The sequence below is a fragment of the Mycobacterium sp. HUMS_12744610 genome (genome assembly GCF_041206865.1).
GTDB lineage: Bacteria > Actinomycetota > Actinomycetes > Mycobacteriales > Mycobacteriaceae > Mycobacterium > Mycobacterium servetii.
The window spans coordinates 3,702,551-3,726,079 of the sequence record NZ_JBGEDP010000001.1; the positions used below are offsets into that span (position 1 = coordinate 3,702,551).

A 23,529-nucleotide genomic window follows, 5' to 3' on the forward strand; every position below is an offset into this window, starting at 1 on the left:
CGACGGCCGTCAGTCCGTCAGCTGGCGGCTCGCGTTGTCCAGCGGAATCGGCTTGTGCCACTTGCGGTCATGCGCGGCACCGATCTGCCGCATGATCGCAAGCGCGGCGCCCAGGCCGTGCAGCCGGCGCAATCCTTGCAGCATCGCCACATTGGCGCCCAGCTCATAGCGCCAGCTGCCATAGTGGCCGTTGGCCGTCCTGCGGCCGAAGTGGTTGATGTAGGCCATCTCGGTGGTGTAAATCCCGAATCCGGCGCGTCGCGCGCGTAATGCGAGGTCCAGGTCGATGCCCCAGCCGTAACGCTTGAAGTTGGTCAGGTCCAGCCCGCCCGCGCGTTGCCAGCATTCGCGGGAGATCATCAGCGCCGTGCCCTCCACGGCGGGCACCACCCGGTACTGCGGCCGGGGGCGATAGTCGGCGGCGTGCGGTTCGCTGCTTTCGACCGCGTAGGGAAAGCCGTGATCGATCATGGGCCCGACGATTCCCGCGTCGGGGGGCAGGCGCGAGTCCAGAAAGGCACCGACGAACCCCTTGGAGAGCCGGGTGTCGTTGTTCAGTGTCATCGCGTGGGTGTAGCCCTCGGTGAACGCGATGCGGAACCCGTGTTCGCTGCCGCCGGCCCAACCGAGGTTCGTGCCCGGGGTGGAGACCCGCTCGCTGCCGATCCGGGGATAGTCGCCCCGGTTGTCCACGATCAGGTAGTCGGCGCCCTCGCGCTCCAGATCGCCCACCAGGGCATGGGTGTACTCGTGCTGCCCGAACACCGGGACCGTAATCAGGAGCGACACGAGCCAACCGTACCGCGGGGGCGGATGTGCCAAGACTGTTTACAGGTGAACCTGGTCAGCTTCGTCTACTCGCGGGCAACATCGCTGCCGGCCTTGACAGGTCATCGCGCAGCCGCCGGGCATGCGCGAACTCCCGATAGGGTGCTCGAGCAAGGATCTTCAGGCGTGACCACCGCTGGGGTCCGAAGAGCGTGACTTCGCCTACGGCCACCAGCCATGCTGGTGGCCACAACACCGCCGACATGACGCGAACGCCGGCGGGCGATGCCGGGTCCACGATCAGCCAGGTGAGAATGCGTAGGTGGTCTAGCCACCAACGCCGGGTTGTGACGTTGCGCGTCGTCTCGGTGCCACCGCTGTGGCTGCGCACCGACAACTCGCGTGGGACGAAACAAACCGCCGATCGCAGCATCAAGCGGTACCAGAAATCCAAATCGACGAGTTGGAAAATATCGTCACGAAGTCCCCCGACCTCCAGGGCCAATTCGCGGCGAAACATCACGCATGTCGGTTCGCCGATCCAATTCCCTTTGCCACCTTGCAGCAACATTTGCGTGACCAGCGACGGTCCGTCGTTGTATTCGCGAAGCCCCCAGAATCGGGTGTGCTGCCTACCGCATCGCCGCAGCCATCTGAGGTCTTCTGTCTTCACGTGCCTGGGCGCGAAAGCCAGCCCAACAGTCGGATCGTCGAACCGTGTGGATAACATCTGCAAAGCTCCCGGAAGTAACCAGTCGTCGCCGTGGACGAACTGGATGCACGTACCGCGTGCGTTTTCCAAGCAGTTGTTGTGGTTGCGGTTGAGCCCGGCGCGCGATTCGTTGCGGATCAGTCGATCTCCCGGCCTGAGCAGGCGCGCGGCGATCGCGGCACCATCGTCAGATGAATTGTCGTCAACGACGACTATCTCGAAGTCGACGCCGTCCTGGTCAAGGATGCTCCGCAGACAACGTTCGATCGTCGCGCCGTTGTTGTACATGGGTACACATACCGAGACGTGCGGAGTCCTGGTCGCTTCGTCACGATAGTCGGCGTCTACCGACACCACGGCTGTCGCATCAGTCGGGAGCGAAACCACCTTCGCCGCCCCTGGTCGGTCAGCCACTGCAGCCTTAGCGGATGCCAGCTGGTCGAGTGCACTTCGCAGAGCCCACCTCAGAGACTGCCTATGCCCTGGAACATTAACGCCACTCCACTGACGCCCAGCGCCGTTTGGGAAATCCGGGCACGGTGAACGTGTAGCCAATTCTGCACACGCAGCATGACCGCTTGAGTTTTGTCGGGCTCCACCAGATAGCAGACCAGTGGAATCTCGATGACCGCAAGAACCATCACGGTGTACACGAGGAATGCGCTGAACTGCGTGCCGATGGCAGCGCCCGAAGCCATGATGATGGTCAGCAGGATCAAGGTCTCCACCGGCGGCGTCGCCGACCCGAGACCAACCACGAACGCCGGCCAGAAAAATCCCCGGTTCAGGATGTTCTGGTTGAGAGTTCCGAGCTTGGCGAACAATCGCAGGAAGCGCGGCTGCGCCGCGCCCCCGGACCCATCGCTGTGGCCACAGACCGCTGCGACAGGCCGTAGCATTCGCGCCCGCTCACGTGCCAAGAGGACCACTAGGGACACCAGCGCAATCGCGCCGAGAGTGATCTTGAGATGCCCACCTTCGAAGAAGGCGATCGAGGATCGCACGTCTGCGACCACGGCCGCCGCACTCCGCAAAGCTGCCATCGCGGTGTCGCGCATGACAACCAGCACAGCCATTCCGATGCCGATGCCCGCGATCATGCCGCCCATCCAGAAAGCGAAGAGGTTGAGCATGGGGCGCTTCCGCGACAACACGACGGCGACGAGCCCCAACCGCAGCGGGTCGAGCGCCATCCCAAAGCCCAGAAATAGCACGCTGTTCCACAACATCACCTGGGACGCTACTATGGTCCGATCTGTCCCGCGACGTTACTGCGAAATTTCTGCCGACGGGCTTCCTGAGCAGCCAAGACACGCCGGATTCTCGTGTTGCGTTTGTCGGCATAAGGGACCTGTCCAGCGGCCGTCGGGACGACGAAGTACGACGGGCGATCGAGGAGCAGCGCTGCATCCCCCGTGTGCTGTAATAGGGCATCTGAGGCGACGAAGCCGGCATGATCCTAGGCAAAGACGAGCTTCCTTGACTCGCCCGAGATGGGGGCTCGTTGGTGAGACGGAGTTAAATGTTGGGTCTTGCTAACAAAGTCCTGCGCAGGCTGCGCCCCGCACGCAGCGAACAGCAGAACCATGCGGCCGCCCGGCCGCACGCTCTCATCGCCACCGCAGCCACCCACGCTGCCGGACGAAACGTCCATAAGCTGCCCGGACGACGCCGAAAAGCGCTCGGCCGCGTGCGGGACACGCTGACAGATTCCAGCGAAGCCAGCCAGGAATCTGGCTGCCGGATCGGATCTGCGCAGCGAACTCGACCCAAGGCTGAATGCGGGTGGCCGCCCGAGTACGGCGACCACTTACGCGACTCGCCATCGCTTCCCCTGAAGCCGCACTCTGCAGCAAACTTTTTGCTAAGGTCTACCTGCCCGCCCGCCAGGAAGAATGTCTGCTCGCAAATCGTTACGCTTCCGTCATGTGACGGCATCGCCGAAGGCGACGGCACATCACGCGTCTTAGCCACCGGACGAAAATGGAGCCCCGCGTGACTGACAGGACAGGAGCCAACTGCCCCAAAGTAAGCGTGGTATCGACCACCTATAACCAGGAGGCCTACGTCCGCCAGACTTTTGACGGCTTCGTGGCTCAGCAGACTGACTTTCCCGTGGAAATCATCGTCGCCGACGATGCCTCGACCGATGCCACGCCAGCGATAATCCGGGAGTACACCGACCGTCACCCAAACTTGTTCCGGCCAATCTTCCGGTCCGAAAACCTGGGCCTTAACGCCAACTTGATCGACGCCTTATCGTCTGCTCGTGGCGAGCATCTCGCCCTGTGCGAAGGCGATGATTACTGGATCGATCCGCTAAAACTCAGCAAACAGGTGACATTCCTCGACGAGCATCCCGAGGCGTCGGTGTGCTTCCATCCCGTGAGAGTGATCTGGGAAGACGGCCGCATCAACGACTCGGAATTCCCGCCGGTCGACTGGCGCCGCGACCTGAGCGTCGACAAGCTGCTCAGGCGGAACTTCATCCAGACGAACTCTGTGATGTACCGCCGCCTTCCGGACTACGGCGGCATCCCGGCCGATGTCATGCCGCTGGACTGGTATCTGCACGTGCGGCACGCGGTTCACGGCGGCATCGCAATGCTGCCGGAGACGATGGCGGTCTACCGCCGCCACCCTCATGGCATGTGGTACAACCTCGTCGTCGACCCGGCAAAGTTTTGGGTAGGGCAAGGTCTAGGGCATGCGGCGACGTTCAACGCGATGCTCGACCTGTTTCCCGACGACCTGATGCGCGAGCATATCGTCGCCGAGCAAGTTGACTTTATGCTCCGCCAGGTCGCCAAGGTCCCGGGGCGGGAGGGTCGCGCCGCTTTACTGGAAATCGGGCGAAAATACCCGCGGATTGCGATGCTCGCCCTTGAAACAAGGTATTCGACGCCATGGCAGCGAATGAAGGCCAAATGGCACACGCACGGCACTGAATCGCTGAGCCGACGCGCGCTCGCAAATTCGTGCTCCCAGCTGATTGAAAATCTAAGGAGAGAATCCACGCGTCGCGTACAGTCGCGCGCCGACCCGCAGTAAGTAAGCCTTGAAACCGTGGATCGGTGATTTGGATCGGTCGTCGGCGGTTTGGGTGAGGCGTGATCGGGAGTGTGGACGCGCGGTGCGTGGTCTGCTCGCGGCAACAAGCTTTTCCTTATTGCGGGGTTCTCGGTTGGGCCCGGGCCGCAACTCATAGCGTGCTTTGCAGTCCTCGCGCTGTCGGTGGCGAGGCCATCAATAGCTTCTCGGTGGTTACGGCAGTCGATTATCCGCCGAGGTGATGGACATCGCGATACCCCCCGGTCATGCCCTGGCGCTTACCCACTTCGCCGCGTGATCAAAGTTGGGGTCCATTCCTCGCAGCGCGTTCTGTTGCACCCCGATCACCGGTATTACTACGCCATCGGGGATCCGCCTGCGCTCCAGGGGATTTCACCATAGGCTTCTTGTATCCTATGGGCTTTAGCCGACGAAGGCTGAGCAAACGGGCCTCTCCTGTTTCGAACCGAACTGTGTCGACGTGCCATAACGCCCCGCTCAGCCTGCCGCATCTCCACGACGAACCGGGGGTCTGCTACTCGACGCGCCGGTGCCTACCGTGACGTACTATAACTTGCGCGAGCTAGCCAGCCCGACTTGCAGAACGCAAAACGATTTCACGTAAAGGCGCGCCAGTCGACCGTCAGAGGCCGTCGGTCTCTGGTTTGTGCACCACATACAACATCGATTTGAGAGCTATGCTATGCCGCACGAACGTCCGCTGCGTGAAAGTGCTCCAGCTGAGCGCCGAGAGTTCGAATCCGCTCTGCCGGATACGCGAACACAGCGTGGAGCGGTCGTAGAGTCGCACGTGGTCGCCTTGACAGAAGCGGCGCCAACGCTCCGATTCATCGGTCACCGTGGGATCCTCGTCGAAGCAGCCTTCAGGCGCCACCGGTGTCATAACGATCCCGCAACCACCGGGCGCCAGTATCCGGTACAACTCATTGAGCGCGCGGCCGTCGTCCGAAACGTGCTCGAGGATATGGGAGCAGATGAAGAAGTCGAATGAGTCGTCCGCGTACGTCTGCATGTCCATGATGTCAACGACGTCATCGACGCCGGTCATCATGAGATCCGCGGTGCGGTACTGAAAGTCGGCGCGGCTGCGTAGATACGCTGATAGGGGCGCCGATGGCGCAAATTCCAGTACCCGCCGAATGTCGTCGGGTCGGAGGAACCGGTCGACGTAGAGCTTGTAGAGCCGATCTCGATCGATCGAACCGCATATCGGACAGAGAAACCGGCGGTGGTTGAGGGTCTCGAAATCGTCGATGGAGTACCGAAAACCATGTCGGACCAGCGTGTCTCGCAAATCAGGATGCCTGCCGAAGCGGACCCAGTAACCGCACAGGTTGCACTGGTGGAGGCCCAAGTAGCACACGCCGCGACCAAAGCGTGTGGCGCGGCGGAGAACGGCGCCGGCGCGAACACGGATGTCGAGGTTCAGCATGGGTCTCATTCAACAACAGACCACCATAGTTGGCACAATCCCCGCTTGGAGACTTCCGCTCTCGAAGTCGGGAGTAGTCGAACGCTGATCGGGACTTGGCGGTAATGCAAGGCTGCACCACGTCTGTTGACGATCTGTGCGTCCTGTGATGCCGGAGCGCCAAGTGTCACTCCGCCAAAGCGCGGCAACAGAGTAGAGCGGTTCCGGGGCGGGGTCGCGAGACCCGCCGTGGGTGCCTGGCAAATTAGGTTGTCTAAGCAGAAAGCGAATTCCCGTAGCCGGTCTCGCGTGGTTTGAACAGTTCAGACCACACGCAAAGCAGCTTCGGCAGTTAGCGTGAATTGTGGGTCTTGATGCCGATGAAAGTCCCCCGAAGATTTGCTTGATAGGAACCACCGACCAAGCATTCTGCAATGCTCGGTTGCAAATTGCCATATTCTTCCAGCACGAGATCAAATCCAGCGTCCTGAATCGCCTGAATTAAGTACTCACGTTGAATCCAGAAAGACCGACGATTGTCCCACGACGACCATTTCGCAGTCTGCCTTTTGCCGAATGATCGATCGTTGGCGAATTCCGTATACCACCTTCCAGGGAGGCCCTCGTTTTCGGTGGGCGGCGAAAGAACGTACTTCGTGGACTCATGCCTTCTTAATAGCTTGTCTGTCAATAGATTCGTCGGTAATCTAAACCTCCTATCATTCCGACTAATAAGCGAAAAATGTGTCTGCAGAATCAGAAGCTTGTTCGTCACTGCTGAAAGTGTTTTCAGGTATTCTTTTGGGCGATCAAGGTGATACAGCAGGCCGCAGCAGAAAACAGCATCGAAGGTGCCGTGTCTGGCTATGTTCAAGGCGTTATCCTGGACAAAAGCTAAGTGCGGCAGATCAGTCTTCGACTTGACATAATTACACGCCGCTATATTCAGCTCACGTACCTCAATCCCAACAACCTGAAAGCCCATGCGCGCGAACTCAACCGCGAACCCGCCTTCCAAGCAGCCCACGTCGGCCAAGCGAAGTTGGCTTTTATCCCCAGGGAACACCGTTTCCAGAATTCCGCGCGCCGATATGAACCACGGATGATCCACCATTGAAATCATTGAATCGGGTTTCGTGAAAGTTCCGTCATCGAGGCGGATGTTATGCGCGGTGAATTCCAACGTGCTTTCAGATTTTCCCGATGCCACGCTTTGTTCCTTTCATGTGCTTGCGCACTTCTAGGGCAGTAGGACCGCACCGAGATTTGTTCGGTACCTGCCGTCGAACTGCAACACTACGAACGCCATCCCTGTGTGCCGCCTTGGAAGGACAGGCTACCGCGCGGGCAAAGTTGAACAAAGGGGGCCGGGGGGTTAGCGGCACGTCGTTGCGGGCCGCGGCAGCCTCTACACGGCGCCGCTCCGTGGCGACCCACCGCCCCCGCAGGCCCTCGTTCACACGGAGATCGCGAGCAACCTCGGCGATCATACGGCCGGAATCGATCACCCGATGGGCGGCTTCGACCTTGTACCCTGGCGCGCAAGGGCGGCGGGTTCGGGACATGGCGACATCCCTCAGCGGGACCATTTATCCCGATGTCCACCGCGTTGGCCACGCCTCACTAAGGCGGCAAGCCCTGTCAAGGACATCCCTGGCCAACTAGCTGCGTCAAGCTCCGTGGCCCCCAGGAACTTCAACGCTGACCCCTACCGGAGGGGGGACAAACCGGACGAGGCGGCCGTTGCGCCAGATCACGAATGCGAGGCTAGGGCTATCTAGCGGGACATCGACCGTCACGTCGAGGGATGTGGGCAGACGACCCTCGACGGTACGGACGGTCAGCGCAGCACCGGTGAGTTCCACGTGGCGACTAACCCGAGGAGCGTCGCGGAGCGAATCCCACGCGTTGGTTCCATGTGCGCCGCCGACAACGTCCAGCCGGAAACTGGCCACACCGGTGCGCGTGAAGCGATGGTCGCTGTCGGCGATGGATAAGATGTGCCAGCCACTCACAGCTTGCGGCTGAAGCGCCTGCGCCACCGTACCGGCGTAGAACGCTTCCATATCAGGGGCCGCCAGAACGATCACGTGATGTGTTGCAGAATGATCGAACTCGGCTCCAACGAAGGCATCGCTTTCTCCGCGGGCATCATCGGCAAGTTGCGTGGTGGCGACCACGAACACCACTGGGGCAAGGACGAGGTGTACCCCAACGAGAAACCAGCGCCCAGCGCTCAGCGTCGATTGCGGTCGTGCGGCGGCCAGTTGCTGGCTGCCGCGGTAGATCAAGATGGCAACGAACAACGCGCTTGCGATGCTCGGCAAGAGCATCAGCCGCGCGCTGGGCGGGCCAGCTGTCAACACCAACGCGAACACGGCCCCCGGGAGTAACCACCGCAGCGCGGCTTGCTCCGCATCGCAGACGGCGGGCCGCGCGAGCCGATAGAGCGCAAACGCGATAAGCGCGGCGCCAAATCCAAGCACGATAAAGAGAACTGGCGGCACCGCCTGGGCCGCCTCTGGAATCCCCGATAACGCGATACCCACCAACATGGGGACCCGCTGAGCGGCAGCACGCAAGAAACCGAGTGGTTCTTTGGTGGGATCGAAATATGCACCGCCGCGCGAGCCGAAACCGAAAAACGTATAGATGCCTAGATAAACCGCGGTGATCGCACCTATCGGCATGCTCGAGAACAGACGAGAGCGGGGCGACGACCGCTCGGGCGGTGCCGGCCCTAACGCGTCAAAAGCCAGCCAGTAAACGACAGCGCCCACACCGGCCTCGCTGCCGAGCAACGCCGCGACGACGCCGATCGGGCCAAGCCAGAGACCCGGGCCCCAACCCTCGCGGACGAATCGCACGTGGGCAGCGAGGCCGAGCACCGCCGGGATAGCAGCGACCACGAAGTGGCGGGACGAGATCCAGTCGACGGGCATCACATGATGCGGGTCGACGGCAAAGAGCAGAGTTGCGAGCGTCGCCGTCACTGCCGACGAGCCTGGTCGGCGCACGCCGAGAGCGATGTGGAAAAAGAGGCCCACACACAGAACAAGTCCGACGTAGAGCAGCACCGAGGTGATGTGGTAGCCCGCCGCGTGGTAACCCCAGAGACTGTGGTCAAGAGCAAACACGAGACTCGTCAGCGGCCGGAAGAAGTGCATCGTCGAACCGGGATCGCTGAACCACGGAGTCGGCCCGTCCCGAATCTGTCGTTCGACCTCGGTGCGGTCGGAAGCAAAATGATAGAGGTCGAGCGGAGACCGGTGTGCAAGGGACGGCACCTTATGCTCGATCTCGACGATCAAACTGTAATCATCCGCGTAAAAGCCCACCCACAACGTGGGCACGACGACAAGCGCCGACAGCACGACGATCGCGGCGAACGTTCGCGGAAGCCCAAACAGCTGGATAAACCGGATAAACCGGCTAGGAGATCCCGCGGCGGCCAACGTCGAGCCCGGGTCCGATGAACTCTGGCGTTCCCGGGCGGCCGGCGCCGATAAGCGCTCCCGCAACGTCGAAACCCCGCGTCGACGCATCCCGAGGGGTCGGCTCACTTTTCCCCCTTTTTCTCCCGCGAAACGGCAGCGGAGCACTGCGAACCCCACCGCAGTCGTCGGGAGCCTAACGCGGGCCGACCCCTCGCCGACCCCGAATCGCAAACTTTTCATCGACCGGCCGGCAATCCACGAACAACCGGCCCGCGCCGCCGGCCCGGCACCGGCTCACCGCTCGGCGATTGCACCCGAACGCTCCCTGCGCCGCGGCCGGTGCGAGGGTAGAGCGATGAACAATCACACCTACCGCGTGATCGAGATAGTCGGAAGTTCACCCGACGGCGTTGACGCGGCTATCCGCAGCGGCCTGAAACGAGCGGCGCAGACGATGCGCAACCTCGACTGGTTCGAAGTGGAGTCGATTCGCGGCCACCTGGATGACGGGGCCGTCGGCCACTACCAGGTGACCATGAAAGTCGGCTTCCGCCTGGAAGACTCGTAGAGCCGCTCAAGCAGCGGTCGGCGGCGGTCGCGGCCAACCCGCGAGCCGCCTCGGCTACCGCACCGATGCGGCGAACCGCCGCGACAGGGCCACGACGAGGTCCACGGGGTCAGGCTCACCGTCGAGCAGCGCGATCAGCCCGTCACGCTCGCCCGGTGACACCGGCTCCATCCCGCCGAAGATCTGCATCGTCTCCCCCGCGGGAACCACGCGCGCGCAATAGTATTCGCCCGCTTTGACCCGCCCGCTGGCGGTGCGCTCGCGCACCTCGCACACCTCACCGGTGCGCACGTCACGCAACGTGAAACCCTGACCGGGTGACACGTCGAGCACCTCGTGCACCGAACGCCGCACGAGCAGCCACTGCTCGGCCAGCGCGCGCTCGTCGTCGGGCAACAGGAACCCGCGCGTGTCGAGGAACTCGGCGAACGCCCCGCCCTCGAACAGCACCGCATCGCAGACCAGCGGATCGCCGAACGCGGCGACGAGCGCCTCGGGGTCGTCCCCGTACTGCGCCCGGGCCTCGGCGGCGTCGACGAACAGGGACCCGAACGCTCCGTCGAGCAGGTCGGTGGTGGCCTTCTGGTACAGCCATGCGGCCCGCTGCTCGAGCGGCAACTGCTCGCGGTTGAGGTGGCACGCCTTGTATTTGCGGCCCGACCCGCACCAGCAGCGTTCGTTGCGGCCCAGGCCGGCCCGGGGCGCCGGGCGGAACCGCGCGAACAGTTGCACCAATTCGTCGTCGTCGGGCGCCCCCGCGCGGCGCAGCAGCGCCAGGCCACGCTCGGCGTCGCCGCGGTCGCCGGCATAGCGGGCCAGCGACAGCAGGGTCAGCGGCCACGACGGGTCCAGCGACTCGGCGGCGTGCAGCGTCGCTTCCGCTTCCTCGCAGCCGCCGAGCGCCTCGAGCGCCTTGGCCCGCATCCAGCGCAGCGCGGGACGCGCCGCGCGCGGCGCCAGCGGCTCCGCCGTCTCGGCGAAAACACCCAGCGCGGCGGCGGATTGGTCGTCGTGCACGTCCATCTCGTCCAGCGCGGCGGCCGCGACGGCGGGCTCGGCCAGCGACTCCAGGGCGGCAGCGGCGATCTCCCGGTCGAGATCCAATGCCACCTCGTCATCCGCGGGCGGCGCGGTCTCCGCGCTCCGCATGCCCTCGACCGCGTCGAGAACCTGTTCGTAGATCCCCACGACGGCCAGCACGGCCAGGGCCTCGTCGTCGTCGAGCTCGTAGCGCTCCTTCATCGCCTCGATCCGGGCGTTGAGTCGCCACTCGGCGAAATCGAAACCGGCACGGGCGATCCAGTCGCCCTCGCAGGCCAGCCCGCTCGTCGCAAGCAGTTCGCTCAGCGGCGTGGTCGGCTCCCGGAACAGGCCCTCGTCGTCGGCGCACACCGTCCACACCGCGTTGTCGAGCATCTCGGGCCGGTCGGGGTGTTCCTCGAGCAGGGCGGCCAGCGCCGCGCCGCCGGCCGAGGGAGCCGGCCCCACGACCACGGTGAGGTCGAAACCGTCGGCGGTGACCCGCAACCCGACGAGATCGCCCGCGCGGACGCCAAGGCCGGCCAGGCACCCGGGCGGCAGCAGCAAGGCCCCCTCGCCGCCGATCGCCGCCGCGGGCACCCCACGCGCGGCGAAGGCGTCCGCGTCCTCGTCGAGCAGCGCAAACGCGTCGCCGACCGGTGCGCCGTCGGCGAGCCGTCGGTAGGCGTCCAGCTCGGTCAGCATCGACACCGGCGCCAGGTCGGGGCCCCACTCGAGCAGGTCGTGGGCGACCTCGGCCTCACCCAGGCGGTGGGTGAACACCCTGCCGTCGAGCACCGCCGGAATCAGCGCCCACCGGCCGTCGGCCAGGGGCATGACCAGATCGGCGTTCCCGTCGAGGGCCTCCGCGAGCGTCGCCTCGGCATCGCGCCCGAGATCGACGCCGTCGGCGACCAGCGCGTCGTGCAGGTCGTCCTCGGTCATGGGGCCGCGCGCCGACAGAACCTGGCGCACCGCGGCGTCAATCGCGTCGAACATCGCCCCGACGCTACCCGCGCGGCGCGCGCCGTCAGGGACGGGCCGTCGCGCAGGAAAGCGGTCACCTTACGCCCGCGTCAGCGCGTCGGCGTCCTTGATGAGCAACAGCAGGTGCAACCGGTCGGTGGGCGACGGCTCGAAGTCGAAATGGGCGTAGAACGAGCGGGCCTCATCGCTGATGGCGTGTACCAACATCGCCCGCGCGCCGATCAGGCCGGCCGCGCGCACGCTGCGAATAATCGCATCCCGCAGCAGATGTGCACCGAGCCCCTTGCCTTGTTCCGCACGATCGACCGCCAACCGGGACAACAGGATCACCGGCACGGGCTCTGGTATGTTGCGCCGCACTCGTCCGGGCGCCGCACGGCGCTGCAGCGACGCCGCCGACAGCGCGTAAAAGCCGACGACCCGGTCGGCGCGACACGTCACATAACAACGAGACGCGCCTTCGACGTGGTTGGCCAAAGCTCGGGCACGCAGGTAGTGGTCCAAGCTGGTATCGCCGCAGTCAAATGGGAGGAGATCGTAGCGTTCACTGATCGGACGCGGCGTGCTGTAGCCGCTCACTCCGCTGCATCGAAGATGGATTCCTCGGCGCGCAGCGCTTTCAGCCGTGGCTTGTGCGACACGGGCCGGTCGAGCGCCGCCATAAATTTCGACCAAGCCGCGTCGTCGAGCACGAACCGGCGGCGATCGGCCAACACGTTGCGGGCATGCGCCAGCGTTGCTGTGACCGTGAAATTGGTGAGATCGGTCCCTTCCACCTCGGCTGCACACCGGATCAGCGCGCCCTGTTCGGCGGTCAGACGCACCGCGAATCGTTCCGTCTTGGTGGCCATTACCCCATTGTGTGCCCAATAGGCACACAGGTCAACGCCGCGGGCCGCTCGAAAATCGCCTCGACGCCACTCGCTCCGGACACGCTTTCAGGCGCGCGGGCCGTCGCGCAGGAAAGCGGTCACCTGTTCGACGAACTGATCCAGGTCCCGCAGATCGCTCAGCCGGGACTCCACGATCGCGTCGGACACCTCGACGTACTCGTGCACCAGGACGTTGCGAAAGCCGACAGCCTTACGCATGGCGTCGGACAGGTCGGCCGTGAGGGCCCCGTGGCGCCCGAGCACGTTCATGGCATCGCCGTTGTCCGCCGGTGGCCCCCAGCCCTGCGCCGAGCAGATGTGCTGGGCGATGTCGATACACGCTTCGATCGACGTGACGAACGTGTACTTCACCCCGCGTAACCACAGCGGATCGGCACGCCGCGCTGCATCGGCCTTGGATTCCTGAAACAAAAGATCGAGGTCGTCGGTGACGGCACGTAGCAACCGCAGGACGCGGACTTCATCCACCACGGCGCAGCACCGCGTCCGCGAACTCCCGGTGGGCCCGGGTCAGCCGCGGCAACTCGTCGAGATAGATCTTGCGGGTCGTGGCCTCCCACACCACACGAGCGCCGGGATCGCGCTCGAAAAGCAGTGTCCCGCGCAGCGCGACCCGGCCGGCAAGCTCCAGGGGGGCACGGTTGAGCACCAACAGGTCGATGCCGGCGGGCAGGAGGACCTCGAAAGGCTGCGGCGCCGCTCCGTCGAAGTAGGCGGCAATGTCGACATCGGAATCTTCGCGCGCGGTTCCGGCGGCGCGACTGCCGTGCAGGTACGCAAAATGCGCGCCGTGGCGCCGCAGCGCCTCGACGGCCTCGGCGATCCGGGGGTCGACGTGATCCACCGTCCGATTGTCGCACCGCGCGGCGAAAATCTGCGTGAGCGCGGGGGAACGCTCGACGCGTCAGACGGTCAGCATCTGCGCCAAGGCGTGCCGGACTTCGTGCAATTCGGCGACCGAGAGCCGGATCTCGGGGGCGTGGCGGCGAAACCGCTGGACGGACACGGTGCGAATCTGCTCGGTGATGACCCAACCGCCGCCGGAGCCCACATGGACCCGGTGCAACCAGCCGACGCGCTCCACGCTTGTCAGCGGCAGCACGCAGATCCGCTGCCCCATCGTCAAGTCCAGGTGGAAGCGGGACGAAACCACCAGCGCCGGCCGGTCCTTGCCCTGCTCGCGCCCACGCACCGGATCGAAGTCGACGAACCACACCTGCCCCGACTCGATGCGTGGCAGGCGCCTCACTCCGCCCACTCGTCAGTGATGGGCGCGTCGGCACCCGTCAGTTCGTCGGCTTCGGCGACGTAGTCCGCCCAACCCCGGGGGTCGTTCTCGCGGTAGTTGCGCACCGCAGCGATGGCGGCCGCCTGCCAGTGCTCGTCGATCAGGCGACGGATCGTCTCATCGGCCGACGCGCCGCCGAACTCTTCACGGCCGATCCGCAGCACTCGCTCGCGGGTTTCGTCACCCACGCGCAACACCCTGCGAATATACAGACGTGTAAACATTATTGTTAACACGGCGGGACCCGGTACCACGGTGCTCATGTCCGCCGACGACTACGACTCGTGGCAGGAACCGTCTACCTGCTGCGAGCGCCGGAAAACGCCAGGCGGTTGATGGAAGCGGAGGCCCTCGACCAAGCCGGGAGTCCGCCGTCACCAAATCCGTCGGCGGCAGCGGGAGATGGCCGGCCGCGAACAGTGAGAAGCACCCACGTCGACCCCGACGCCTGGCAGGACTTTCTGTTCTGGCTGGCCTCGGACCGCAAGACCACCAGGCGGATCACCCGCTTGATCACAGAGATCAACGAGATCGGCAAACCCGAGCCCCTCAAAGGCGAGCTGTCGGGCTACTGGTCCCGCCGCGGCGACGACGATCATCGGCTGGTGAGCTCCCCACGGGCGCCGCCAAAAGGCCCGTCAGCCGACAGCGGCTCCCGGCTGCGCGTAGCACGTGCCGAAGTCGGCCACCGGCCGGAAGCCGTGCTTGCGCGCCTTGGCCCGGCATGATGTTGCCGATGGGCAGGCTGCGGTAAGCCAGGCGAAAAGCCAAGGGTACGAACAGGTTCCGATCCGCCACAGGATTCCACCAATCGAATCCCTCGCCGCCGAGCCGGCCCAGACCGAAGGTAGGGCACGGCCAAAGTGTGGTACGACAGTTATCTCACTTTGAGTAGGATGCCCTTGATACGGCGAAGCACAAGGTTTCGGCGACGATCGACCAGGCGGTACTCGCGGCGGCCGATGCGGACGCCTGGATCATCACCTGCCCCTTCACTCCGGTGAAATAGGCCCCGCAGGCTGGCCCGTTCTCGGCACGCAGATCACACAACGAGATTCATTCCTCAACGCCCAAAATCATGGCGAGGGCGCGTTCGACTTCGCGCATCGTGACCGGCGCGAGCGTTCCCAACTTTTCCAGCAGGCGGGTACGGGCGACAGCGCGCACGCTGCGGCAGACAGCGACACTCGGGCTGTCTACACCTTCGTCCGGTGAGACGGTCGGCCGCAACGGGGTGGATGAGCGTGAACTCGACACCGGTACCACGACAACGAGTTCGTCATCGACCCCGGCGAGTATCTCATCAACGGAAACGATGACGGCCGGGCGGTGTTTGCCGGGCTCACTGGCGCGGGCGGCTCCAAGTGCCACCAGCCAAACGTCGCCTCGTCGCGGTTCAGGCAAGGCCGTCAGCGACGGAGTCGTCCCAGTCGCGGTCCTCCTCGCGTACTTCGGCGGCGGTCGACTCGGCGCGCGTGGCGTCGCGTTCGGCGCGGAAGCTGATCTCGCGCTGGGCACGCAAGGCCAGCTCCGAGAGAAGAGCGGCAATTGAGATGCCTCGTTCGCGGGCCTGGGCTGCCAGTCGGTCACGAGTCTGGACCGGCACCCTGATCGTTGTGGTACGTATAGCCATATACATAGCTTACTTGTGTCGCCATAAACGGGCGCTAATTCGTGTAGGCGGGATCGAAGCCGGCCAACACGATGACGACCTCGACCACCTTGGCGACCTTGGCCACCTCAAGCGAGGCGACAATCGTTCTACGATGTCTCCGTACTGGAACGGTACGAGTCTGTTGTACCGGGTCCGCCCGGGGAGGTTTACGTTGAGCATCAGCGCAAGCGACGCCAGGCGGCGCCTGTTCCCCCTGCTCGAGCAAGTCAACACCGACCACCAGCCGGTGCGCATCACCTCCAAGAGCGGAGATGCGGTGCTCATGTCCGCCGACGACTACGACTCGTGGCAGGAAACCGTCTACCTGCTGCGCTCGCCGGAAAACGCCAGGCGGCTCATGGAAGCGGTCGCCCGCGACAAGGCCGGGCAGTCCGCCGTCGCCAAATCCGTCGACGAGCTGCGGGAGATGGCCGGCGGCGAGGAGTGAGAAGCATCCACTTCGACCCCGATGCCTGGCAGGACTTTCTCTTCTGGCTGGCATCGGACCGCAAGACCGCCCGGCGGATCACCCGCCTGATCGCAGAGATCCAACGCGATCCATTCAACGGGATCGGCAAGCCCGAGCCCTCAAAGGCGAGCTGTCGGGGTACGGGTCCCGCCGCATCGACGACGAGCATCGGCTGGTCTATCGGGCCGTCGACGACGAAGTCAGGATCCTCGTGGCCCGATACCACTACTGACCCCGTAGGGGCGCAAGCCCGTCAGCCGACGGCCACCCCGGGCTGCGCGTAGGGCGCAGCTGCGGTAGGCGAGACTAGGTCGAATCCCTCGGCCACCGAGCCGGCCCAGACCGAAGCCAGGGCACGGACAAAGCCTGGTACGACAGTTGTCGTACTTTTTGTAGGATGTTTGGTATGGCGAAGGATAAAGTTTCGGTGACGATCGACCAGGCTGTACTCGCGGCGGCCGATGCGGACGCCCGGGCGGCTGGGCTGAATCGTTCAGAGATGATCGAACGAGCCCTGCGCAACGAGCATCTCCGAATCTCGCTTGAGGACTACACCACCTACACCGTGCCGACACTGGATATCGACGCCTACGCAGAGAAGGTTTATCGGGCGAACCGGGCCGCTGGCCTGTGATCACCCCCGGCGACATCACGCCACGCCGCGACACCGACCAGGAACTCTACGTAGTCGTGCTGTCCAACGCGATCCACCTCGCAGCCGCTACCGGACGGATCATCACCTGCCCCTTCATTCCAGGTGAAATCCCCAGCGGCACAATGGTTATGACCGTCACGGTGCAGCAACCCAAAGGGGTTGTCCTGCCGGAGCTCGTTCAGTGGTTTCCGCGTGCGGCCCTCGACGAACCGATCGGCAACGTCGGCGGCGCACTACTCGCCGACACGATCGCAACCGTCATCGCCCTCGTTTCCTGACAGCTCGATTTACGCGTCGGCGCTCGCGGCCACCGGGTACGCGACCCGGCCGGGGACAACACGCCCGGCGGCGGATCAATCCAGCCCGAGCGCCGCACGCAGCCGTGCCGGACTCATGGTTCCGGGCCGGCCCGTGTCCGGGGGGAACGAGTCGAGCAGGCGGATCAGGTCCGGGCGCCGGGTCGGATCGTCGGCGCACTGCCGGGGTGTGTGACCAGCCAGGGCAGGGATCGGTTCGTCGAGCCAGGCCGCCTCATAGGTGTGGATCATCTCCTCGAGGGCCGCGGCGAGTGCCGGATCGGCGGCCGCGTCGACGCCTTCCTCGATCACCCCACCCTCTGCAGCGTCGCCGGCGAGCCGCTGGACGTCGCGCAGATCGCCGAGTGGCTCACGGGTCTCGCTAAGCACACTCACCGGCGAATCGAGCGCGCGCACAGCGGCCAGAACCCGATCGAAGCGTTCCACGCTGTTGGCGTGCACGCGGAGCTCGTCGCCGGTGAGCTCCAGGTGCGCCCGAATCCGCTGCATGCCGTCGGTGACGACATGCTCGAACCACGCCGTCGCGTCTCCCGACTGACCCTCCTCGCGTTCGTAGAGGCCGTCGAGCCCGCGGGCCAGCTCGCCCGGGTCGGCGGCGCGCAGCACCGCATCGCACATCGTCAGCGGCTCCCCCTCGGTGTTGAGCAGCACCGGCGGCGCGAATCGCCGCGACAGCGCCGCGACGAGGCCGACCGGATCGGGCTCCTCATCGAGCAGCGCGATCAACCGGTCACGCTCCCCGAGAGAAACCGGCTCCAACCCGCCAAACACCTGCATCGTCTCCCCCGCGGGAACAACTCTGGCGCAATAGAATTCACCGGCCTGGACGTGCATGCTGCCGGCCCGTTCACGCACCTCATGCACGTCGCCGGTGCGCACGTCGCGCAACGTGAACCCCTGCCCCCGCGACACGTCGAGCACTTCGTACACCGACCGCTGCACGAGCAGCCACTGCTCGGCCAGCGACCGCTCGTCGTCGGGCAACAGAAAGCCGCGGGTACCGACGAACTCGGCAAACGCCCCTCCCTCGAACAGCACCACGTCGGCGACCAGCGCATCCCGGAGCCCGTCGACGAGCGAACCGGGCGAGTCCCAGTGCTGCGACCGGGCGGAGGCGGCCTCCAGGAGCAGCGCCACAAAGCGGCCTTCCAACAGATCGATAGCCGCTTTCTGATACAGCCAGGCCGCCCGCTCCTCCAGCGGCAACTGCTCGCGGTTGAGGTGACACACCTTGTATTTACGCCCCGAACCGCACCAACACCGCTGATTGCGGCCAAGGTCGGCACGGGGGGCGGGCCGGAAGCTCTCGAGCACGTGCTGCAAATGGTCGTCGGAGGCTACCCCCGCGCGACGCAGCAACAAGAGCCCCCGCTCGGCGTCCCCCCGATCGCCGGCGTAGCGCGCCAAGTCCCGCAGCGTCAACGGCCACGACGGGTCCAGCGACTCGGCGGCCTGCAGCGCCGCCTCGGCCTTTTCGACATCCCCGAGCGTCTCGTGTGCCTTGGCTTGCATCCAGCGCAAGGCCGGGCGCGCAGCACGCGGGGCCAGCGGCTCGGCGGACTCGGCGAAGACACCCAAGGCCGTCGCCGAGGCCTCGTCGTCCGCGCCGATCTCCGCCAGCGCGGCGGCGGCCACGGCCGGCTCGGCCAGCAACCCCAAAGCGGCGCGCACGCTGATGCCGTCGGGCGCGGCGAGCGCACCTGCCGGGGCGGCTTGCGCGGCGATCTCGGCGAGGTCGGGCCCGCCCGCGTCATCGAGGTGGGCGCGCGCCACGGCGACCACGTCGAGGGTCTGTTCGTGCAGCTTGACGACCGCCAGCACGGCCAGCGCCTCGTCGTCGTCAAGTTCGTAGCGCGCCTTGACCACTTCGAGCCGTTCGGCCAGCCGCGCCGCGGCGAAGTCGCAGTCATCCCGTGCGACCAGATCCCCGTCGTGAGCCAACCCGCTCGCGGCGAGCAGCTCGCTCAGCGGTGCTGCCGGCTCGCGGAAAAGGCCGTCGTCATCGGCGCATACCGTCCACGTCGCGACATCGAGCATCTCGGCCCGGCCGGGCCGCTCGTCGAGCATCGCCGACAGCGCCGCACCGACGCTGCACGAAACCGTCTCCGAGACCCCGACCAGCTCGAACCCGTCCGCCCCGACGCGCACCCCGACCAGGTCACCGGCACCCACACCGAGCGCGGCGAGGCGTCCGGCCGGCAGTAGCAACGCTCCGGCGGGGTCGACTGCTTGCGGGGACACGCCGCGGGCGGCCAGGACCTCGCTGTCCAACATCGGAAACACGTCGCTCAGCGGCGAACCGTCGACGAGCCGCTGAAAGGTCGCCATCTCCGTCAGGATCGACACCGGCGTCAAGTCGGGCCGCCAGGTGAGGATGTCGTGACTGGCCTCGGTTTCACTGAGGCGATGGGTGAAAATCCTGCCTTCGAGCAAACTCGGGAGCCAGACCCACCTCTCGTCGAGCAACGGCATCACCAACTCGGTGTGTTCGTGGAGAACACCGTCGAGCACTTCCTCGGCGTCGATTCCCAGGTCGACGCCGTCGGCTTCGAGCACGTCCAGCAGATCGTCCTCACTCATTGCACCGTGCGTCGAAAGGGCTTGGCGCACTGCGGCGGCTACCAGATCGTCGGACATCGGAACGAGACTACCCACCCCCAGGTGGGCTGCCAGTACCGGCCTCACGCGGCTGCTCGCGGATCAGCCGACGGCGGCCCCCGGCTGGGAGTAGGGGGCGCCGAACTCGGGCACCGGCGCGAAGCCGTGCTTGCGGGCCCTGGCGGCGGCCTGGCGCATCAGTGCATAGATCCCGACGAACGCGGCGTGATCGGTCATCACCAGCGGCGTCAGGAGCCGGTTGTGCACCAGAGCGAACGCGATCCCGTCGGCGGGATTGGTCCAGCCGACCGAACCGCCCAACCCGACGTGACCGAAGCCCGGCATGATGTTGCCGATCGGCAGGCTGTGGTAGCCCAGGTGGAAAGCCAACGGCACGTAGAGGTTTCGGTCCGGCCACAGGCTCTTGCGCCCGGTCAGGGCGGCGACGAGCTCCGGGGACAAGAACCGGATACCGTCGATCTCGCCGCCGTTGGCGATCGCACCGTACATGCGCGCCAGACCGCGGGCCGTCGCCACCCCGTTGGCCGCGGGCATCTCGGCGTCCAGCATCGCGTTGTCGCCCTTGACGACATCGATGATGCCCGGGAAATACATCGAGCGGTATGCGCCGGACATCTCGTTGGCGACCTTGCGCAGCACGAAGTTCGCCACCGGATTGCCGACCATGTTCTGCGGCATGACGATCTCGGCCACCCGCGTCGGCGCTCCGGCCGGCGGCCGGCCCAGGTGCAGCCCGTCGGTGCCCAGCGGCGCGGCGAGCTCCTCGCGGATCAGCGCACGCATGCCCTTCCCGGTCACCGCCCGGCCCAGCCCCGACATCAGCCAGCCGAACGTCAGCGCGTGATAGGCCGACTTGCCCAGCAGGCGCCCCGGCGGCGCCGCGGCCAGCCGCTCCTCCATCGCGATGTGGTCGAGCAGGTCTTCCTGGGTGGCGCCGCGCAGACCCGACAGGCCGGCGGCGTGCCGCATCACGTCGCGCACCGTCAGGTACGCCTTGCCGTTGGCCCCGAACGCCGGCCAGTACTCGGCCACCGGCGCCTCGTAGTCGATCAGCCCCCGGTCGGCGAGGCGGTGGATGACCGTGGCCGCCATGCCCTTGGTCGCCGAGAACACCATCGGGGCGCTGTCCGCCGACCACGGCGTGTGCCCGCCCCGGTCGGACCAGCCCGTCCATACGTCCACCACCGGCTGGCCGTCGAGGTATACCGCCAGGGCGCCGCCGCCGAGCCGGCGCGCCGGGAACATGCTGGCGAAACTGCGAACGACGCAATTGAAATGTGAGTCCGCCGCGCCGGACACGCGATGACCTGCGTCGGGGTCATCGGGGTGGGAGACCCCGCGGCGATCGACTCGTGTTTCCACCGTCACACATTTGAATTTACGTGGATTTCACACCGGTGCGGAGCGAAATATAGATTATTTACCTATCCGTTAGTCGCGTCGCCCGAGATGATCCGCCGGGCGGGCAGCGCAGTGCGAGCGCACGTGCGCCGGAGTCGGCCAAGCGCCCCCGAACTGCGGATTCCCCCGCCGAGCGACGGCCGTGATCGCACCACTTCACTGGGACGGCGCCGTGTTGGGCCACCGGAAGCGCTCGCGATAGGTAGACCAATCCCACGTGGACAGGAAGTCCTGCGCCGCCTCATAACCCTTGTCGAAAAGCTGTTCCAGACGCTGGCGGGACGCGCTGAAGTCGAGCACGCCGACGTCGGTCGATTCGACCAGGATGGCGCGGGAACGGACCCACGGCTGGTTCAGCTGGGTCTGGTCATGACCGACCAGCATGGTGGTGAGCAGGCTCTCCAATAGCGAAGTCTGCTCGAAGAAGCGGAGTGGCCTCAGAGCGGGCATCACTTCACCGATTCCCTCGGCGATTCTGGGTACCACCGTGATCCCGAACGTGGGCCGGCGGGGCGCCTTGCCATCGAGACGGTCGAAGGTGTCGATCGGAAAATTCGACAGCACACCGCCGTCGACCAGGGTGGATGGCCGCCCGGTGGCGCTGACCAGGGTGACCGGTCGGTAGAAGAACGGAATCGCCATCGAAGCGCGCACCGCGTCGGCAACGGATTGTTCATCGGCGTCGAGCCCGTAGAGCCGCCGGTAATCCCATGGCAGCCGCACCAGTTGGGCTGCCGTCACGTCCGCGACGGTGACCACCAGCCTGCTACGGCGCAAGTCCGGCAGGTCGTCTTCATCGAGGTAGAGGTCACCGAAAGTCTCGACACCCAGGTTCTTCAGCTCGCTGCGTACCCACTCATGGGCGAAGTCGCCGCGATACATGCTCGTCTCCCGCAGCAGGCCCCAAGCCGCTCCGATGAAAGGGACAGGCGGTGCGTCGCGCCATTTGCTCAGCGGCACCGACAGCGCCAGTTCCTTGATCTCCTGGCTCGTCAGCTGTTCACCCTTGGATGCGGCCGCAAGAACCGCCGCGACGACCGAGCCGCCAGAGACGCCGGACACCCTCTTGAACGAATAGCCGGCATCCATGAGGGCGACGATGGCACCGACCAGGCCGATGAACTTGACACCCCCACCAGAAAGGACGACGTCCGCATGTTTCGGCTCGCGCATCTCGTTGTCGTCTTCCATAACCGCCCTTCCCCTCGCAACGCAGATCAGTCTGATCCCAGTTACTGCGCCATCGCTGCCAGAATCTGCTGGGCGGCCAGCGCCGGCGTCAGCTCCCCCGCCTTGACCTGGCGCTCGATGTCGGCGCGGATCTTGCGCACCGCCGGGTTGGACAGCACCCGGTCCAGCACCGTGTCGCGCACCATCTGCCAGGTCCAGTCGACCTGCTGGGCACGCCGGCGCTCCTCGAAGTCGCCGGCCTCGGTGAGCACCCGGCGATGCCGCTCGATCGTGTCCCAAAGCTCGGCCAGGCCGGTGCCCTCGGTTGCGCTCATCGTGAGAACCGGCGGCCGCCAAAGAATTTCACCTGCATGGATCAACCGGATCGCCGCGGAGAGCTCCCGCGCGGCCGACCGCGCCTCGGCCAGGTGCTCCCCGTCGGCCTTGTTGACGACCACGATGTCGGCCAGCTCCAGGGCACCCTTCTTGATGCCCTGCAGCGAGTCGCCGCTGCGCGCCAGGGTCAGCAGCACGAAGGTGTCCACCATGTTGGCGACCGCCACCTCCGACTGCCCGACGCCGACGGTCTCGATCAGGATCACGTCGAACCCGGCCGCCTCCAGCAGCACGATCGTCTCCCGCGTCGCCTTTGCCACACCGCCCAACGTGCCCGACGTCGGGGACGGCCGCACGTAGGCGTCGTCGTGCACCGCCAGCCGCGCCATCCGGGTCTTGTCGCCCAGGATCGACCCGCCGGTGCGCGTCGACGACGGGTCCACGGCCAGCACCCCCACCCGGTGGCCGCGCTCGATCAGGTACATACCGAGGGCCTCGATGGTGGTGGACTTGCCCGCCCCCGGCACGCCGGTGATGCCCACCCGGTGGGCGCCGCCCGCGTCGGGCATCAGCTCCAGCAGCAGCTGCTGGGCCTGCTCGTGATGATCGGGCCGAGTCGACTCCAGCAACGTGATGGCCCGCGGCAGCGCCGCCCGGTCACCGCCGCGGACCGCGGCGGCCAGCTCCTCGACCGCTTGCGGACTCATCGGCTCGCCGAGCGTGAAGTCACTGCGAGATACGGCGCGATTTTT

Annotated in this window: 23 protein-coding genes and 4 pseudogenes; 8 read left to right on the forward strand and 19 right to left on the reverse strand. The window is 65.5% G+C overall.

Translation table 11 applies throughout. The features are described from left to right. Positions 1–9: 9 nt before the first annotated feature. The 3 genes from AB8998_RS17705 to AB8998_RS17715 all read right to left on the reverse strand — a co-directional run bounded on the left by AB8998_RS17705 (position 10) and on the right by AB8998_RS17715 (position 2,709). A complete protein-coding gene (locus AB8998_RS17705) occupies positions 10–789 on the reverse strand; it encodes a glycosyltransferase family protein (RefSeq protein ID WP_369739073.1) in 780 nt (259 codons plus the stop codon). Positions 790–844: 55 nt separating this feature from the next. Then, entirely contained in the window at positions 845–1,837 is a 993-nt protein-coding gene (locus AB8998_RS17710; protein ID WP_369739075.1) for a glycosyltransferase family 2 protein, read from the reverse strand. A gap of 107 nt (positions 1,838–1,944) precedes the next feature. Next, positions 1,945–2,709 carry a GAP family protein gene (locus AB8998_RS17715; protein ID WP_369739076.1) on the reverse strand — a complete coding sequence of 255 codons (765 nt, stop codon included), beginning with the start codon at positions 2,707–2,709 and terminating at the stop codon, positions 1,945–1,947. Between the two features lie 766 nt (positions 2,710–3,475). Between AB8998_RS17715 and AB8998_RS17720 the strand changes: the two genes are divergently transcribed. Then, positions 3,476–4,531 carry a glycosyltransferase gene (locus AB8998_RS17720; RefSeq protein ID WP_369739077.1) on the forward strand — a complete coding sequence of 352 codons (1,056 nt, stop codon included), beginning with the start codon at positions 3,476–3,478 and terminating at the stop codon, positions 4,529–4,531. Between the two features lie 643 nt (positions 4,532–5,174). Here AB8998_RS17720 and AB8998_RS17725 read toward each other — a convergent pair. The 3 genes from AB8998_RS17725 to AB8998_RS17735 form a co-directional block, all read right to left on the reverse strand. Then, a complete protein-coding gene (locus tag AB8998_RS17725; protein WP_369739078.1) occupies positions 5,175–5,984 on the reverse strand; it encodes a methyltransferase domain-containing protein in 810 nt (269 codons plus the stop codon). A 331-nt stretch (positions 5,985–6,315) separates the two neighbouring features. Next, complete coding sequence (locus AB8998_RS17730; RefSeq protein ID WP_369739079.1) at positions 6,316–7,173, reverse strand: class I SAM-dependent methyltransferase; 858 nt, start codon at positions 7,171–7,173, stop codon at positions 6,316–6,318. 460 nt (positions 7,174–7,633) lie between these two features. Beyond that, positions 7,634–9,526 (reverse strand): hypothetical protein, encoded by a 1,893-nt coding sequence (locus tag AB8998_RS17735; protein WP_369739080.1) that lies wholly within the window; start codon positions 9,524–9,526, stop codon positions 7,634–7,636. A 229-nt stretch (positions 9,527–9,755) separates the two neighbouring features. Here AB8998_RS17735 and AB8998_RS17740 point away from each other — a divergent pair, with 229 nt between their 5' ends. Then, positions 9,756–9,968: a dodecin gene (locus tag AB8998_RS17740; protein WP_369739081.1), complete on the forward strand. Its 213-nt coding sequence runs from the start codon at positions 9,756–9,758 to the stop codon at positions 9,966–9,968. A 54-nt stretch (positions 9,969–10,022) separates the two neighbouring features. On the opposite strand, the gene AB8998_RS17745 is transcribed toward AB8998_RS17740, so the two are convergent. From AB8998_RS17745 to AB8998_RS17775, 7 genes and pseudogenes are all read right to left on the reverse strand, one after another. Beyond that, complete coding sequence (locus AB8998_RS17745) at positions 10,023–11,987, reverse strand: SEC-C metal-binding domain-containing protein (RefSeq protein WP_369739082.1); 1,965 nt, start codon at positions 11,985–11,987, stop codon at positions 10,023–10,025. Between the two features lie 66 nt (positions 11,988–12,053). Beyond that, the gene (locus AB8998_RS17750) at positions 12,054–12,554 is read right to left on the reverse strand and encodes a GNAT family N-acetyltransferase (RefSeq protein WP_369739083.1); all 501 of its coding nucleotides are present in this window, start codon (positions 12,552–12,554) and stop codon (positions 12,054–12,056) included. Then, positions 12,551–12,864 (reverse strand): annotated as a pseudogene (locus AB8998_RS17755) (type II toxin-antitoxin system TacA family antitoxin); the annotation flags it as partial. The pseudogene AB8998_RS17755 and the gene AB8998_RS17750, both read right to left, overlap by 4 nt. Before the next feature lie 49 nt (positions 12,865–12,913). Next, positions 12,914–13,339: a type VII toxin-antitoxin system HepT family RNase toxin gene (gene hepT / locus AB8998_RS17760; protein ID WP_369739084.1), complete on the reverse strand. Its 426-nt coding sequence runs from the start codon at positions 13,337–13,339 to the stop codon at positions 12,914–12,916. Further along, complete coding sequence (mntA, locus tag AB8998_RS17765) at positions 13,329–13,712, reverse strand: type VII toxin-antitoxin system MntA family adenylyltransferase antitoxin (protein ID WP_369739085.1); 384 nt, start codon at positions 13,710–13,712, stop codon at positions 13,329–13,331. The genes hepT and mntA overlap by 11 nt, the downstream gene beginning before the upstream one ends. Before the next feature lie 60 nt (positions 13,713–13,772). Next, positions 13,773–14,117, reverse strand: coding sequence for a type II toxin-antitoxin system PemK/MazF family toxin (locus tag AB8998_RS17770; RefSeq protein ID WP_369739086.1), 345 nt, complete (start codon positions 14,115–14,117; stop codon positions 13,773–13,775). Next, complete coding sequence (locus AB8998_RS17775; protein WP_369741837.1) at positions 14,114–14,344, reverse strand: hypothetical protein; 231 nt, start codon at positions 14,342–14,344, stop codon at positions 14,114–14,116. The genes AB8998_RS17770 and AB8998_RS17775 overlap by 4 nt, the downstream gene beginning before the upstream one ends. A 58-nt stretch (positions 14,345–14,402) precedes the next feature. Here AB8998_RS17775 and AB8998_RS17780 point away from each other — a divergent pair. Both AB8998_RS17780 and AB8998_RS17785 read left to right on the forward strand, forming a co-directional pair. Continuing rightward, positions 14,403–14,579 (forward strand): annotated as a pseudogene (locus tag AB8998_RS17780) (type II toxin-antitoxin system Phd/YefM family antitoxin); the annotation flags it as partial. Then, positions 14,576–14,764 (forward strand): annotated as a pseudogene (locus tag AB8998_RS17785) (Txe/YoeB family addiction module toxin); the annotation flags it as partial. The pseudogenes AB8998_RS17780 and AB8998_RS17785, both read left to right, overlap by 4 nt. Positions 14,765–15,212: 448 nt before the next feature. Here AB8998_RS17785 and AB8998_RS17790 read toward each other — a convergent pair. Together AB8998_RS17790 and AB8998_RS17795 are read right to left on the reverse strand one after the other, a co-directional pair. Next, positions 15,213–15,560: a type II toxin-antitoxin system PemK/MazF family toxin gene (locus tag AB8998_RS17790; protein ID WP_369739087.1), complete on the reverse strand. Its 348-nt coding sequence runs from the start codon at positions 15,558–15,560 to the stop codon at positions 15,213–15,215. Continuing rightward, complete coding sequence (locus tag AB8998_RS17795; protein WP_369739088.1) at positions 15,553–15,789, reverse strand: antitoxin; 237 nt, start codon at positions 15,787–15,789, stop codon at positions 15,553–15,555. Before AB8998_RS17795 ends, AB8998_RS17790 begins: the two co-directional genes overlap by 8 nt. A gap of 193 nt (positions 15,790–15,982) precedes the next feature. Between AB8998_RS17795 and AB8998_RS17800 the strand changes: the two genes are divergently transcribed. The 4 genes and pseudogenes from AB8998_RS17800 (at position 15,983) to AB8998_RS17815 (ending at position 17,212) form a co-directional block, all read left to right on the forward strand. Next, positions 15,983–16,258 (forward strand): type II toxin-antitoxin system Phd/YefM family antitoxin, encoded by a 276-nt coding sequence (locus AB8998_RS17800; RefSeq protein WP_369739089.1) that lies wholly within the window; start codon positions 15,983–15,985, stop codon positions 16,256–16,258. Next, a pseudogene (locus AB8998_RS17805) lies at positions 16,255–16,511 on the forward strand (Txe/YoeB family addiction module toxin). Before AB8998_RS17800 ends, AB8998_RS17805 begins: the two are co-directional and overlap by 4 nt. Before the next feature lie 174 nt (positions 16,512–16,685). Continuing rightward, positions 16,686–16,913 carry a ribbon-helix-helix protein, CopG family gene (locus AB8998_RS17810; RefSeq protein ID WP_369739090.1) on the forward strand — a complete coding sequence of 76 codons (228 nt, stop codon included), beginning with the start codon at positions 16,686–16,688 and terminating at the stop codon, positions 16,911–16,913. Continuing rightward, complete coding sequence (locus AB8998_RS17815) at positions 16,910–17,212, forward strand: toxin (protein ID WP_369739091.1); 303 nt, start codon at positions 16,910–16,912, stop codon at positions 17,210–17,212. The genes AB8998_RS17810 and AB8998_RS17815 overlap by 4 nt, the downstream gene beginning before the upstream one ends. Before the next feature lie 75 nt (positions 17,213–17,287). On the opposite strand, the gene AB8998_RS17820 is transcribed toward AB8998_RS17815, so the two are convergent. The 4 genes from AB8998_RS17820 to meaB form a co-directional block, all read right to left on the reverse strand. After that, complete coding sequence (locus tag AB8998_RS17820; RefSeq protein ID WP_369739092.1) at positions 17,288–19,831, reverse strand: SEC-C metal-binding domain-containing protein; 2,544 nt, start codon at positions 19,829–19,831, stop codon at positions 17,288–17,290. A gap of 120 nt (positions 19,832–19,951) precedes the next feature. Next, positions 19,952–21,238 carry an esterase/beta-lactamase LipL gene (gene lipL, locus AB8998_RS17825; protein WP_369739093.1) on the reverse strand — a complete coding sequence of 429 codons (1,287 nt, stop codon included), beginning with the start codon at positions 21,236–21,238 and terminating at the stop codon, positions 19,952–19,954. Positions 21,239–21,427: 189 nt separating this feature from the next. Next, on the reverse strand, positions 21,428–22,462 hold the full coding sequence (locus tag AB8998_RS17830; RefSeq protein WP_369739094.1) for a patatin-like phospholipase family protein: 1,035 nt from the start codon (positions 22,460–22,462) through the stop codon (positions 21,428–21,430). Positions 22,463–22,503: 41 nt separating this feature from the next. Next, positions 22,504–23,484, reverse strand: a complete 981-nt coding sequence (gene meaB, locus AB8998_RS17835; RefSeq protein ID WP_369739095.1) for a methylmalonyl Co-A mutase-associated GTPase MeaB — start codon at positions 23,482–23,484, stop codon at positions 22,504–22,506. Positions 23,485–23,529: the final 45 nt, after the last annotated feature.

What these genes read in the sequence shown, in the direction of transcription:
- AB8998_RS17715 (WP_369739076.1), bottom strand. Translation starts at nt 2,709, where the DNA reads ATGTTGTGGAACAGCGTGCTATTTCTGGGCTTTGGGATGGCGCTCGAC.
- AB8998_RS17725 (WP_369739078.1), bottom strand. Translation starts at nt 5,984, where the DNA reads ATGCTGAACCTCGACATCCGTGTTCGCGCCGGCGCCGTTCTCCGCCGC.
- AB8998_RS17740 (WP_369739081.1), top strand. Translation starts at nt 9,756, where the DNA reads ATGAACAATCACACCTACCGCGTGATCGAGATAGTCGGAAGTTCACCC.
- AB8998_RS17745 (WP_369739082.1), bottom strand. Translation starts at nt 11,987, where the DNA reads ATGTTCGACGCGATTGACGCCGCGGTGCGCCAGGTTCTGTCGGCGCGC.
- AB8998_RS17795 (WP_369739088.1), bottom strand. Translation starts at nt 15,789, where the DNA reads ATGGCTATACGTACCACAACGATCAGGGTGCCGGTCCAGACTCGTGAC.
- AB8998_RS17810 (WP_369739090.1), top strand. Translation starts at nt 16,686, where the DNA reads ATGGCGAAGGATAAAGTTTCGGTGACGATCGACCAGGCTGTACTCGCG.
- AB8998_RS17820 (WP_369739092.1), bottom strand. Translation starts at nt 19,831, where the DNA reads ATGAGTGAGGACGATCTGCTGGACGTGCTCGAAGCCGACGGCGTCGAC.
- AB8998_RS17830 (WP_369739094.1), bottom strand. Translation starts at nt 22,462, where the DNA reads ATGGAAGACGACAACGAGATGCGCGAGCCGAAACATGCGGACGTCGTC.
- meaB (WP_369739095.1), bottom strand. Translation starts at nt 23,484, where the DNA reads ATGAGTCCGCAAGCGGTCGAGGAGCTGGCCGCCGCGGTCCGCGGCGGT.